Genomic DNA, 13,510 nt, shown 5'->3' on the forward strand with positions numbered 1-13,510 from the left:
ATCCGCGTCCACCAAATCCTGTTCATGAAAAGCGGACCGGGGGCCGCTCCCTTTATGCGGCCGCCCTTGCGGAGGTCTGATCGCGCCGGACGGTATTTGAAGTATCCGGCCGTATGGACGGCCCGTCTTCGCGCGAAGCAGTGCGGCGGTTCAGCTTGAACAGGCTGACAAGCTGTGCCAGCGCATCGGCGCCCTGTGCCAGTGTCGTGCTGATGACCGTCGTGCGAGCGCTCATCGCCGCATTTTCCTGCGTCATCCGGTCCAGCCGGTTGACGGCCTTGTTGATCTCGCTGATTCCGGCGGCCTGCTCGTCCGCCGCCTTGGAGATCATATCGACATTGCCATCAATGTGCCGCACCAGTGCATCGATCTGCTTCAGCGCCTCACCAGTCTCGCCAACCAGCTTCACGCCCTCGAGAACCTCGCTGCCGGAATTGTTGATCAACGCCTTGATTTCCTTGGCGGCCTTGGCCGAACGTTGTGCGAGTTCACGCACTTCCTGCGCAACCACGGCAAAGCCCTTGCCCGCTTCGCCCGCACGCGCGGCTTCCACGCCGGCATTCAGCGCCAGAAGGTTGGTCTGGAAGGCGATTTCATCGATCACGCCGATGATCTGGCTGATTTCCCGCGATGCCGTCTCGATGCGCTGCATGGCATCGACCGTGCGCTCCACGACCTCGGTGGAGGCAACGGTGGAGGACCGCGCGCTCTGAACGAGTTTGCGCGTCTCTTTCATGTTTTCCGTCGAGGAACGAACGGTCGCGGTGATTTCTTCGAGTGCGGCCGAGGTTTCTTCGAGCGCCACCGCCTGCTCACGCGACCGTTCGGCGAGATTGACGGAGGCTTCGCTGACTTCCTGGCTGCTGCGTGTCAGATCACCAGTCTGGCCGAGAACATTCTCCAGCGTCTTCTGGAATTCGGCTATGGATTTGTTGAAATCCTGCCGCAGCCTTTCGAATTCGCCGACGAAAGGTTTATCCAGCGTGACGCGGATATTGCACTGAGACAGGCGCTCGAGCGCAGCCCCAAGCTCCTCAACGGCATGCACCCTTTCCGTCACATCAAAAGCAAATTTCACCACCTTGAAGACGCGACCACGGTCATCGATGATCGGATTATAGGATGCCTGAATAAAGACCCGCTTGTTATCTTTGCCAAGTCGCATGAACTGCCCGGTCGAGAACCGGCCCTTGCCAAGTTCCTTCCAGAAATCTCGGTAATCCTGGGAATGGGCATAGGCCGGCTCGCAGAAGATCGAATGATGTTTGCCGATGATTTCTTCCGCCGTGTAACCAAGCGTCGCGAGGAAATTTTCGTTGGCGCCGAGGATTTTCCCATCTGGTGTAAATTCGATCATGGCCTGCGCCCGGGAGAGCGCGGCAAGCTTGCCATCATCCTCAGCGCTCTTGCGCTTGATCACGGTGATATCGGTTGCGATCTTGACCACCTTGTAAGGTTTGCCGAAACGGAACACCGGATTGTAGGAGGCTTCGATCCAGATTTCATCGCCATTTTTAGCCAGGCGCCGGTACTGACCCTGATCGTATTCGCCGCGCGACAGTTTTGCCCAGAATGCCTTGTATTCCGGCGAGGCAGCGTCTTCGGAAGACAGGAACATGCTGTGGGAGCGACCGACGATTTCAGACGGCTGATAGCCCACAGCCTTGCAGAAATTATCGTTCGCTTTCAAAATCTTACCGGTCAGATCGAACTCGATGATGGCCTGTGAACGGCTGAGCGCGTCAAGCACCGCAGAAGCATCCAGACCGAATTTGGAAAAGTGAGACATATGCTTGAAACCCCAACAGTAACCAATATGCGGACCCCTTCACTCCTTAAATATAAGGATGAAACCGGCCAGCCTGCCTGCGAGCGAAACTAGCCGGACACCGTTAAATTGCGATTAATGATGGTTCATAACTATAGGTCCAAGTCTTCTGTCGACTGTCGATATGCTTTGCCGCTGAAATACTCGCCTTGTTTATTTCGAACCGCTTATTTGCCACAGTGCTGATATTTCTGCGTCAACGACGCGATGCGGCCTTTCATCCAAACGGCATTCATTGTTATGGCGGGTGAAAGACTTGTATTGCAGGAGCGCCGATGACCAAAACCCTGAAATGCGATGTGCTGGTGGTCGGCACCGGCATTATCGGTTCCATGGCCGCGCTTTATCTGCAAAATGCCGGACGCGACGTCGTGCTTCTGGAACGCGGCGAGGTTGCCCGGGGGGCGAGTTCCGGCAATGCCGGTATTCTGGCCTTTCCCGAGATCATTCCCATCCCTGCGCCCGGCATCATGAAAAAAGCGCCCCGCTGGCTGTTCGATCCGCTTGGCCCTCTCAGTGTGCCACCGGCCTATGCGCCGAAAATTGCGCCCTGGTTGTGGCGCTTCTGGCGCGCCAGCGCCGAGCGGAACTTCCGCCACGGGCTGAAGTCACTCACGGAAATCAACCGGCTGGCGGCGTTGGAAATGGTCCATGTTGCCGCCATGCCGGAGCTTTCACACCTCATTTCAAAAACCGGAACGCTCGATCTTTACGACAGCGAGGCAAGCCTCAACGCCGCTCGCAGGGACTGGGACGAAAAACAAAGTGCCGGTTTCACCTTTGAGCGTGTCGGCCGCAACGAGATCGATGCGTTGCAGCCGGGTCTCGCGCCGCAGTTCCGCCACGCCATATTCTCTCCCGATGGCCTGCAAGTCTCCGACCCCTATGATTTCACCCGCGCCATTTTCGATCTGGTGATTGCCCGTGGCGCCAGCCTGCGCAAGGGTGAGGCCGAACGCATCGATGCCGTGGGCGAAAGCACGATCGTGACGCTCGAAAACGGCGACAAGATCGACGCCGACAAAGTGGTGATCGCTGGTGGTGCCTGGTCGAGAAAGCTTGCCGCAACGCTCGGCAACATCGTGCCGCTGGAGACCGAACGCGGTTACAACACCACCCTGCCCGCTGGAGCTTTCAACCTCACGCGCCAGCTTTATTTCAATGATCATGGCTTCGTCGTCACCCCGCTATCGACTGGCATCCGTGTCGGCGGCGCTGTCGAACTTGGCGGGCTCGAACTGAAACCGAATTTCCGGCGCGCCGAAGCGATGCTGAAGAAGGCCGGGCGTTTCCTGCCCGGACTGAAGCTGGAGGGTGGGCAGCAATGGATGGGTTTCCGCCCGTCCATGCCGGACTGTCTTCCCGTCATCGGCACGGCCCGTGCCACGCCCTCCGTCATCTATGCCTTCGGCCATGGCCATCTTGGGCTGACACAATCGGCAGCCACGGCCCGTCTGGTGACGCAGCTGGCCAGTGGCGAGGAGACGGCAATCTCGATCGACCCGTTCCGGCCGGGGCGCTTTTCCTGAGAGGAAAGGCCCCGCCTACTTCACCTACTGCATGGAATCATCAGGAAACGTCACCTCTGCGAAGGACGGATAGACTTTGCGCAGGATAGTGACCTGCTGCTGGTCGCTGATCCGCAGAAGATACCACTCCGCACCATCCATCAGTGCCAGCGTATGGGATTTCGCCTCGATGGTCTGGCCACCGGTTTCCATGACCGTTTTCGTCGGAACCAGCGCATAGGGCGTTCCATCAGGCGTTTGCGCGAGGCTGATCGCCTGCGTATCCATGGTGAATTCGGTTATTTTGACCGCCGCGAGCGCCATCTGCATCTGCGCCGTCAAGGCGCCGCGCAATTGCTCCACGGTGATACCCGCCTCGCTTGCGATGAATTCAAAGACTTTCGGCGGCACCGTCTTGCTGACAGTTCCGAAATCCTGCGCATTCAACGCCGTGCTGAACCGCTCTATCTGCATGCGAAGACCATCCTGTTCAGCAGGCGAAAGATCGCGCGACCAGACAGGATGCGCAATCGCCATCAGCAGGAACAGGCAATATACCAGACGCTTCATGGCTTGGCCTTTCCGGTTATCCGGCATCGCCCCGGTTCCCATACCGGGAACCGCTCATGAACGAAATCGCTTAGCGCAGCAGAACGAAACCCGCAGCCGAAAGCGCCAGGAAAACGACCAGACCGCCAAGGAAGCCCGCGGATGTGAAGAAACCTGCGGTCATGGCCAGCATCAGCACGCACAGCAGCATGGTGCCATACTTCGTCATGGCCAGAAAACCGTTATAGGTCTTTTCGTGCTCGGCGTAGTTCATCTCGGCGCCAACTTCGACCGGACCCGTGTGATGTTCGCTCATTCCGCTTCCCCTTTGCTCCATCCGCCATGCCTGTCCTGCGAGACGATTTGCCCGCGGACGATCACAGGTCCATGCCGGATTCTCCGGAGCCAGACGTAACATGAAGTCGCCGAAAAGCGCAATGCGTTCCGCGCGAAAGAGCGGCAACGGCATACATCATGACTACTCCCCCGGGCAAAGCGTGCCATAGGGCAACATTCTTTCGCAAACGGTTGAAAAGGGGGCTTTGCCGCGCTGTTTCATGGCGGTTTTGGTTGCTTTTCGAACCGCCTGACCATACACGGGATTCTGTGGGGAGGAACTCTGGGACCTGTGGCAACGGATGCGCGTGGAGGCGCGGCCGCCGTAGGGATACCGGACTTTGCTCTCCGCCATAAACCCGCAAAGGGCCCGCAAAAGGGAAGAGGGGAAAGTAATGAAATCGCTTTTAAAACTAAGCGCGCTGATAGACCTCGTGAGCGAAGCTCTGGGCAAGGTTGCCGGTTATCTCGTGCTCATCTGCTGCCTCGTCAGCGCCGGCAATGCCATGGTCCGTTACGCACTGAACTATAGTTCAAACGGCTGGCTGGAAATCCAGTGGTACATGTTCGCCTTCATCGTGCTGATCGGCGCATCCTATACGCTGCGCATGAACGAACATGTGCGGGTCGACATCATCTATGGTGCCATCTCTCCGCGAAGCCGCCTATGGGTGGACATCATCGGCATCGTGCTGTTTCTGATACCCGCCTGCTTTTACCTCGCCTGGCTGTCCTGGCCCATGTTCACGCTGTCCTGGCATCAGGGTGAAATGTCCTCAAATGCCGGCGGTCTCATCCGCTGGCCCGTGAAACTTGTCATCTTCGCCGGTTTCGCCCTGCTGGTTCTTCAGGGTTTTTCCGAACTCATCAAGCGCGTCGGCGCCCTCAACGGGCTTTATGCGCTGGATACGAAGTACGAAAAGCCCCTGCAATGATCACGCCGATCTGAACCTTCAGGATATTTCCCATGTTTGAATATGGTATTCTTCCACCACTGATGTTCCTCGGCATGATCATCTTCATGCTTTACGGATTCCCGGTTGCCTTCTCACTCGCCACCGTCGGCCTCGTTTTCGGCGTCATCGGCATTTTCACCGAGCATTTTTCTCCGGCCTTTCTTCAGGCCCTGCCGTTGCGCATCTTCGGCATCGTCTCGAACGACCTGCTGCTCGCCATTCCCTTCTTCACCTTCATGGGCGCGATCCTTGAGCGATGTGGCCTTGCGGAGGATCTGCTTGAGGGAACCGGCAAGCTGTTCGGCGCCATTCCCGGCGGTCTTGCCTACGCCGTCATCATCGTCGGCGCGATCCTCGGCGCCATCACCGGCACGGTTGCGGCCTCCGTCATCACCATGGGCGTCATCTCGCTGCCAATCATGCTGAAGTACGGGTATAATCCGCGGCTTGCCACCGGCGTCATCGCGGCATCGGGAACGATCACACAGGTCATTCCGCCCTCCCTCGTCCTCATCGTTCTCGCCGACCAGCTCGGCAAGTCAGTTGGTGACATGTATCTTGGCGCGATCGGCCCCTCGATCCTGCAGGTGACGATCTTCATGCTGTTCATCCTGCTGATGTCGATCGTCCGGCCCAAGGACCTGCCGGCGCTGCCGCCGGAGGCACGCGGTGAGCTCAACCGGGCGCTGGTGTTCCGCGTGCTGGCAGGCATGATCCCCTCCATCGTGCTGATCTTTCTGGTGCTCGGCACCATCTTCCTCGGCCTCGCAACGCCGACGGAAGCGGGTGCGCTCGGTGTCGTCGGCGCCATGGTGCTGGCTGCCGCCCACCGCCGCCTCAGCTGGGATCTCGTCAAACAGGGCATGCATTCCACCATGCACATCACGTCGATGGTGGTGTTCATTCTGGTCGGCGCCACCTGCTTCTCACTCGTCTTCCAGGGCATGGACGGTTCGCTGTGGATCGAGCACATGTTGTCGGGCATTCCGGGCGGCCCCATCGGCTTCCTGATCTTCGTCAACATCTTCATCTTCTTCCTCGCCTTCTTCCTCGATTTCTTCGAGATCGCCTTCATCGTCATTCCGATGCTGGCGCCGATCGCCCAGTCGCTCGGCATCGACCTGATCTGGTTCGGCGTGCTGATCTGCATCAACATGCAGACGAGCTTCATGCATCCGCCCTTCGGGTTTGCCCTGTTCTACCTGCGCTCCATCGCACCGCGCTCGGTCAAGACATCGGATATCTACATGGGCGCCATCCCGTGGCTCGGCATGCAGCTCATCCTCGTTGCCATCGTGATCTTCTGGCCGGAATCGGTCACCTACTGGCTGGACAAGGCACCTGCGGTCGATCTGAACTCCATCAAGATCGAGATTCCCGCCTTCGGCAACCAGGGCGGCAACACCATGCCCAATTTCGGCCAGCCGGGCGGGTTGCCCGGGGTGCCTAATCTCGGCGAACCGCCAAAGATCGGGCCTTAACGCGCATCTTGTGAGGAGTTGGCGAAACGCCTGTGATTGCAGAGTGGAGACAGGGTGCCCCCCCGCCTTCCGTTTATTTTCTTTAGAATTGAACCGGACAGTCACTGACCAGCCTGTCCGGTTTCTCCTAATGCCGACTGCAATGCTCAGCGTTCTCCACATCGCATCACCTCCACACGTAAGAGCAGGGCCTTTGCCGAGGTCGGCGTGGCCAATCCCCGCCGACACTCCAGCTGGTCTCGGAGCCTGCCGCTTCTGCTCCCACGGACCTGATCGTAAATCATCCTTTATTGACGGGCTCGTGAAGGCATAAGCACACAACAAAAACCCCGGAGACCGAAATCTCCGAGGCCTTTGCCCGGTCCGCCGCCGTTACCGAATAATCAGAGCTTGCCGTTACGCTGCTGGATCATCATGAACGTATCGAAAGTGTATTCCGCAAGCTGCATCCACAGATAGCCCTCGCGCTTGAAGGCGACCTGGTCCTCGTAGATCTTCTTGAAATCCGGGTTGGACGCCGAAATGTTGGCGTAAACTTCCAGCGCGGCCTTGTAGCAGGCCTCGAGGATTTCCTGGCTGAAGGGCCGGAGCACCGCACCTTCCGACACTAGTTGCTTGATGGCGATCGGATTTTTCGCGTCGTATTTCGCCATCATGCTGGTGTTGGCGAAAGCGCAGGCATCCTGCAGCACCATCTGATAGTTCTTCGGCAGGCTGTTCCACTTGTCCAGATTGACGAAAGAATGGATGACCGGGCCGCCTTCCCAGAAGGCCGGATAATAATAATACTTCGCGACCTTCTGGAAGCCGAGCTTGTGGTCGTCATAAGGACCGACCCATTCAGCCGCATCGATGGTGCCTTTTTCCAGCGCCGGATAGATATCGCCGCCGGCGATCTGCTGTGGCACGACGCCGAGTTTTTCCACCACCTTGCCGGCGAGACCGGCAATGCGCATCTTCACGCCCTTGAAATCGTCGACGGTATTGATTTCCTTGCGGAACCAGCCGCCCATCTGGGCGCCGGTATTGCCTGCGATCATGCCGTAGAGATTATGCTTGGCATAAAATTCGTTGAGCAGCTTGTTGCCGTTGCCTTCGTAGAACCAGGAATTCGTCAGGCGGGCATTGAGGCCGAAGGGTATAGCCGTGCCGATGGCGAAGGTCGGGTCCTTGCCGACGTAATAATAGGAGCAGGTGTGGCACATTTCGACTGTGCCCGAAGACACGGCATCGGCCGCCTGCAGGCCGGGCACGATTTCACCGGCGGCAAAGGGCTGAATGGTGAAATTGCCGTCGGTTGCGGCCGCGACGTGCTTGGCAATATCCTCGGCACCGCCATAGATCGTGTCGAGCGATTTCGGAAACGACGACGTCAAGCGCCAGTTGATCTTGGTATTCTGCTGTGCAATGGCAGGCGCGGCCAGAGCAGCCGTGGCAGCTCCCGCAAGCGCACCTTTTTTCATAAAGGAACGGCGATCCATCTATATCCTCCCAGATATGAACGCTGCCCGCAGCTTTGAATTCCCCTCGTCGCTGTTCAGGCATCGTAGCGAAGTAAGCACGGTTCCAGCCCGGCTGACAAGCACCCGTTCCAAGAATTAATCTCGGAAAAACCGACTGTTTCGGGAATTTTCAGGACTTCCCCTTCGTATTTTATTTGCAACTGAAATATCCGGGCGGCGCCTTATACTTTAGGCGCATATATGACCGATGGAACGCAAAACACACGCTTGACTTGGCCCACCGGCAGTCGCACAAATTTCGGAGATTCGTCCCGGAGCCACCATGCCAAAACCCATCATCGCCGTCCCCGCCGACATCAGGCATTTCACCGGAGCCGACTGGCACGCCGCACAGAACCAGTATGTCTCAGCCGCATTGAAAGTGGCAGGCGTCATGTCCTTCATCATTCCGGCCTTCGAGGACGGGAACGAGGTGGACGCCATTCTCGACCGGGTGGATGGCCTGCTCGTGTCCGGCTCCGCCACCAATGTGCACCCTTCCCTCTACGGCAAAGAGGCGCAGGAAAGTGATGGCCCCTTCGACCCGGCCCGCGACGCCACCAGCCTGCCGCTCATCCGTCGCGCCATTGAGCGCGGTATTCCGATGCTGGCCATCTGCCGCGGCATTCAGGAGCTGAACGTGGCGCTTGGCGGCACGCTGGCTTCCGAAATTCAGGAACAGCCCGGAACATGGGACCACCGCAAGCCGGAACATGACGACCGTGATGTCGCCTTCGCCATCCGTCAGCCGGTGCATGTGCGCGAAGGCTCCTGCATTGCGCAGCATCTCGGCATGTCGGGCGAAATCCAGATCAATTCGCTGCACCGGCAGGCTATTGCCGAGACCGCGCCGCGCCTGCAGGTGGAAGCGACGGCCGCGGACGGCACCATCGAGGCCGTCTCCGTCATCGACGCCAAGGGCTTTGCCGTCGGCGTGCAATGGCATCCGGAATATTGGGCCGAGACGGATGCGCCCTCGCGCGCGCTGTTCGAGGCATTTGGCAAGGCTGTTCACGACTACCGCAACAGCAAGGTCTGAACCTTCGCCGATCCCTCATTCATCCGGCCATAAAAAAAGGGGCAAGCCCGAAAGCTTGCCCCAAGTCCGGGAGGGAGGAGGATTTAACGCTTTGCGCGCTTCTTCTGGCGGTAAACGTCGGCGACAACAGCGGCGACGATGATGAGACCCTTGACGATCTCCTGGTAATAGGCGTCCACCCGGAGGAAGGTGAAGCCTGATGTCATGACGCCGAGAATGATGGTGCCGATAACCGTTCCAGTGATGCGGCCAGCGCCGCCGGCGAGCGACGTGCCGCCGATGACGGCCGCGGCGATGGCGTCAAGTTCATACATCACACCCATGCCAGCCTGTGCCGTCTGTGCACGCGCGGCGGTGACGACGCCGGCGAGACCGGCGAGCAGCCCTGCAATGGCATAGACCTTGATCAGATGCGCTTCGATATTGATACCGGAAACGCGCGCAGCCTGCTGGTTGGCGCCAATGGCATAGGTGAACTTGCCGTAACGCGTATAACGCAGCGCCACATGGAAGATGACGGCGACGACGAGGAACACCACGACCGGCCAGATGCCCGTACCGATGAAGTTGAAACCGTCAGTCAGGCCGGAAATCGGCTGGCCCTTCGTGTACCACTTGGAAAGACCACGCGCCGTCACCATCATACCGAGTGTTGCGATGAAGGGCGGGATTTTGGTACGCGCAATAAGCTGCCCGTTGATGAAGCCCGCAAGGGCGCCAGCCAATACGCCAACAGCCAGCGGGATGAAGAAGGGCAGATCGGTCAGCCCCGGATAAAGCGCTCGCGGCCATGTGGATGATTGCCCCACGCTGGCGGACAACATCGCCGTCAAACCGACGACAGAGCCGGAGGAGAGATCGATACCGCCGGTGATGATGACCTGGGTCACGCCGACGGCGATGATGCCGATCACCGACACCTGCAGGATCATGATCGTCAGGCGCTGCTGGTTCATCAAGAAGCTCTGGCCGATGAAAATCCAGCCGAGAATTTCATAAACCAGCGCGATGCCGATCAGCACGAAAAAGATATTGGCCTCGGGCGGTATGCGCCGGTGCGGCTTGCGTCCGGATTTTGCATCCAACTCCACGTTGGCGGCGTTCGTAGTCATAATCGTTCCTCCTTGAGAATCCCGGCGCGCCTCACCGCGATGCGAGATCCATCACCTTCACCTGTGTGGCTTCACTTCTATCAAGGAAACCCGTCACCCGACCTTCATGCATGACCATGACACGGTCGCTCATACCCAGAACCTCCGGCATTTCGGAGGAAATCATGATGACGGCGACGCCCTGGCGTGCCATCTCGCAAACCAGTTTATGAATTTCCGCCTTGGCCCCGACATCGATGCCGCGCGTCGGCTCATCCAGAATGAGAATGCGCGGCTTGGTCAGCATCCAGCGACCGATCAGCACCTTCTGCTGGTTGCCGCCCGAAAGGTTCTCGATGCGCTCGTGAAGATGCGGCGTCTTGACCCTCAGCTTGCGGCACATCTCTTCGCAGGCATCCGACAGCGCGTTTTCCTGCACGAAACCGTTGGCGACATATTTATCCTGCAGCACGGCGATCTGCATATTCTCGAGAATATTGAGAATGAGCAGGCACCCGGTATCCTTGCGGTCCTCCGTCAGGAACGCCATGCGGTGGCGGATGGCCTTCGTGGGGCTGTCGATCGAAACCTGCTTGCCGTCGATTGCAACGGTGCCCGATGATGCCGGCGTGACGCCGAACACCGTCTCGGCAACATTGGAGCGCCCCGAACCGACAAGACCCGCGACGCCGAGAATTTCACCGGCGCGGACGTCGAACGACACATCATGGAACACACCGTTCAGCGTCAGGTTCTTGACCGACAGCACGACGTCACCGATCGGAACCTCTTCCTTCGGGAACATCTGGGTGATTTCGCGACCCACCATCATGCGGATGATGTCGTCACGCGTCACATCGGTGGACGCGTGGGTGCCGATATACTTGCCGTCGCGGAAGACGGAAAACTCGTCGGCGATCTCGAACAACTCGTTCATCTTGTGGGTGATATAGACGATGCCGATACCACGCTCCCTCAGATCACGAATGATGCGGAAGAGATGCTCGACCTCGCGCTCCGTCAACGCCGATGTCGGCTCGTCCATGATCAGAACGTCGGAATCATAAGAAACCGCCTTGGCGATCTCGACCATCTGACGGCTGGCGACCGAAAGCTCACCGACACGCGTTTCCGGATCGAGATCGATGCCCAGTCGTTCCAGCAGGGTCTGGGTGCGGCGATACATTTCGCCATGATCGATGAAGCCCAGCCGGTTTTTCGGCTCGCGGCGAATCCAGATGTTTTCGGCCACCGTCATATAGGCCATCAGATTCAGTTCCTGATGGATCATGGCGATGCCGTTTTCCAGCGCGTCAAGCGGGGAATCAAGACGGATCGGGGCACCCTTCAGGCGGATTTCGCCGTCATCCGGCTGGTAGATGCCGGCGAGAATCTTCATGAGCGTCGATTTGCCGGCGCCGTTCTCGCCCATCAGCGCATGAACGGTTCCGCGCTTGAGGTGGAACTGCACATCATCGAGCGCCACGACGCCGGGAAATTCCTTGCGAATGCCATCCGCCGCGAGAAGAAACTCCGCATTCGGCACGGCTCCGCTGGCGCGCACGGCGGCCATTGTCGATGGACTGACGACCATCTCATCCTCCACAATAGACAAAAATACCGGCGACAGGCTTCACCATAAGGCGCCTCGCCTCCGGGGAGGCTTACAGCGCCATGTCGGTCACGACAAAACGGCGCTGTAACAGTTTGAATTCACTGAAATTCAATTCTAGCTCGCGCCGGCGCCGAAGCTCGTTCTTCGGCGCCGTCGAGAACCGGCATCTGCCCGCGATATCGAAAACGGGCGCAGATGCCGGAAGGCCGCGGTTAGTTCTTGGCCACGTAGTCCTTGACGTTTTCAGGCGTGACGAGCTGGAAGGGAATGTAGACCTTCTTCTCGATCTTGTCGCCCTTGACGAGCTTCAGCGCGGCATCGAGCGCACCCTTGCCCTGGCCTGCCGCATCCTGGAAGACCGTGACGTCGAGATCGCCCGCCTGCATGGCGGCAAGCGCGTCCTGCGTCGCATCCACACCGGCAACGACATAGTCCTTCATGTCCTTGCCAGCGGACTTCAGGGCCTGAAGGGCGCCGATGGCCATTTCGTCGTTGTTGGCGATAACGGCATTGAACTCGACGCCGCTCGACAGCCAGTTGGTGACGAGGTCGGAGCCCTGGGTGCGCTGCCAGTTTGCGGTCTGCTCTTCCACGATCGAAATGCCCTTGCATTCGTCGGTTTTCAGAACATCGTGAACCGCCTGCGTGCGCATGCGCGCGCCCTGGTTCGACAACTCGCCCATCATGACGACGGCCTTGCCCTTACCACCGAGAAGGCGGCAGACTTCCTTGGTTTCGAGCGTACCGGCGACCGTTTCTTCAGAAGCCACGAAGGCCTGGCCGTCCGGCAGGCTGTCAACGTTCACCGGCTGGCGGTTGACATAAACCAGCGGGATCTTGGCCTCGGCAGCGAGCTTCGACATGGCCGCCGTCGCATCCGTATCAACCGGGTTGACGATGATCGCATCGACCTTGGAAGCGATGAAATTCTGGATCTGGCTCTGCTGCTTGGCAACGTCGTTCTGCGCGTCCTCGACCTGCAGGGTGACGCCCTTCAGCTCCTTGGAATAATCCTGCATGCCGTTACGCAGCACGGTCAGGAAGTTGTCGTCGAACAGCGCCATCGAGACACCGACCGTCTCCGCATGTGCCGCTGTGCCGAGAAGCACAGACATGGCTGCGCCGATGATAAATTTCTTCATTGTGTTTTCTCCTCCATGGCGTCCGGCGCCGCCTCTCCCAGCCGGAGGCGAACCCGAAAGCCCGCCGCAACCTCCTCAGATGCAAAAAAACGGAATAATGAAACCGATTTTCTGTCTGTTCGATATATTTATTCCATTTTTGGTTCGAACGTCAATGCTTTCTTCGCAGCCCTCGCTGCAAAGCGGCACACAGGGCGGTGATGACGGGAAATTCGAGAAGACGCGCGTTCCGCACTGGATTGCCGAAGAGGATGTCGAAGCTCCGTCCGCCTCATTCTCGCCCTCGAGGAGGAGCCATAAGCCGTTGAAATTACGGACTCCCGGTTCGAAGCCAGGACGAACTCGGCTGAGATGGAAAATTTATTCCAAACCGGAATCCGCCGCCCTTCTTTTCAAAACGCCGGCGAAACATCGAATTTATTTATCTCGAACGCTCATCTGATTTATCATGCCGCCTGCGAAA

The 13,510-nt window shown here is 58.5% G+C and carries 12 protein-coding genes; 5 read left to right on the plus strand and 7 right to left on the minus strand.

Features of this window, described 5'->3' with window-relative positions:
• Positions 1-52: 52 nt before the first annotated feature.
• Entirely contained in the window at positions 53-1,789 is a 1,737-nt protein-coding gene (locus CFBP5499_RS17500; RefSeq protein ID WP_080829657.1) for a methyl-accepting chemotaxis protein, read from the minus strand.
• A 314-nt stretch (positions 1,790-2,103) separates the two neighbouring features.
• On the opposite strand from CFBP5499_RS17500, the gene CFBP5499_RS17505 reads away from it, so the two are divergent.
• Complete coding sequence (locus tag CFBP5499_RS17505) at positions 2,104-3,357, plus strand: NAD(P)/FAD-dependent oxidoreductase (protein ID WP_080829656.1); 1,254 nt, start codon at positions 2,104-2,106, stop codon at positions 3,355-3,357.
• Between the two features lie 24 nt (positions 3,358-3,381).
• On the opposite strand, the gene CFBP5499_RS17510 is transcribed toward CFBP5499_RS17505, so the two are convergent.
• Positions 3,382-3,906, minus strand: a complete 525-nt coding sequence (locus CFBP5499_RS17510) for a hypothetical protein (protein WP_175416814.1) — start codon at positions 3,904-3,906, stop codon at positions 3,382-3,384.
• A 70-nt stretch (positions 3,907-3,976) separates the two neighbouring features.
• Positions 3,977-4,201 (minus strand): aa3-type cytochrome c oxidase subunit IV, encoded by a 225-nt coding sequence (locus CFBP5499_RS17515; RefSeq protein ID WP_173988563.1) that lies wholly within the window; start codon positions 4,199-4,201, stop codon positions 3,977-3,979.
• Between the two features lie 415 nt (positions 4,202-4,616).
• Between CFBP5499_RS17515 and CFBP5499_RS17525 the strand changes: the two genes are divergently transcribed.
• Both CFBP5499_RS17525 and CFBP5499_RS17530 read left to right on the plus strand, forming a co-directional pair.
• On the plus strand, positions 4,617-5,156 hold the full coding sequence (locus CFBP5499_RS17525) for a TRAP transporter small permease subunit (protein WP_006315177.1): 540 nt from the start codon (positions 4,617-4,619) through the stop codon (positions 5,154-5,156).
• Between the two features lie 32 nt (positions 5,157-5,188).
• Positions 5,189-6,658, plus strand: a complete 1,470-nt coding sequence (locus CFBP5499_RS17530; RefSeq protein ID WP_080829653.1) for a TRAP transporter large permease — start codon at positions 5,189-5,191, stop codon at positions 6,656-6,658.
• 383 nt (positions 6,659-7,041) lie between these two features.
• Here the strand turns inward: CFBP5499_RS17530 and CFBP5499_RS17535 are convergent, their stop codons facing one another.
• Complete coding sequence (locus CFBP5499_RS17535) at positions 7,042-8,139, minus strand: TRAP transporter substrate-binding protein (protein ID WP_080829652.1); 1,098 nt, start codon at positions 8,137-8,139, stop codon at positions 7,042-7,044.
• Positions 8,140-8,443: 304 nt separating this feature from the next.
• On the opposite strand from CFBP5499_RS17535, the gene CFBP5499_RS17540 reads away from it, so the two are divergent.
• Positions 8,444-9,199, plus strand: coding sequence for a gamma-glutamyl-gamma-aminobutyrate hydrolase family protein (locus CFBP5499_RS17540; RefSeq protein WP_080829651.1), 756 nt, complete (start codon positions 8,444-8,446; stop codon positions 9,197-9,199).
• An 83-nt stretch (positions 9,200-9,282) separates the two neighbouring features.
• On the opposite strand, the gene CFBP5499_RS17545 is transcribed toward CFBP5499_RS17540, so the two are convergent.
• From CFBP5499_RS17545 to CFBP5499_RS17555, 3 genes are all read right to left on the minus strand, one after another.
• Entirely contained in the window at positions 9,283-10,311 is a 1,029-nt protein-coding gene (locus CFBP5499_RS17545) for an ABC transporter permease (RefSeq protein WP_080829650.1), read from the minus strand.
• A gap of 31 nt (positions 10,312-10,342) precedes the next feature.
• Positions 10,343-11,884, minus strand: coding sequence for a sugar ABC transporter ATP-binding protein (locus CFBP5499_RS17550; RefSeq protein ID WP_080829649.1), 1,542 nt, complete (start codon positions 11,882-11,884; stop codon positions 10,343-10,345).
• A gap of 233 nt (positions 11,885-12,117) precedes the next feature.
• Positions 12,118-13,047, minus strand: a complete 930-nt coding sequence (locus CFBP5499_RS17555; RefSeq protein WP_080829648.1) for a sugar ABC transporter substrate-binding protein — start codon at positions 13,045-13,047, stop codon at positions 12,118-12,120.
• Between CFBP5499_RS17555 and CFBP5499_RS30505 the strand changes: the two genes are divergently transcribed.
• Complete coding sequence (locus CFBP5499_RS30505; protein WP_233284209.1) at positions 13,019-13,489, plus strand: hypothetical protein; 471 nt, start codon at positions 13,019-13,021, stop codon at positions 13,487-13,489. The two genes, CFBP5499_RS17555 and CFBP5499_RS30505, sit on opposite strands and share 29 nt — an antisense overlap.
• Positions 13,490-13,510: the final 21 nt, after the last annotated feature.

Origin of the sequence: Agrobacterium tumefaciens, assembly GCF_005221325.1 — a bacterium.
In the GTDB taxonomy this organism is placed as follows: domain Bacteria; phylum Pseudomonadota; class Alphaproteobacteria; order Rhizobiales; family Rhizobiaceae; genus Agrobacterium.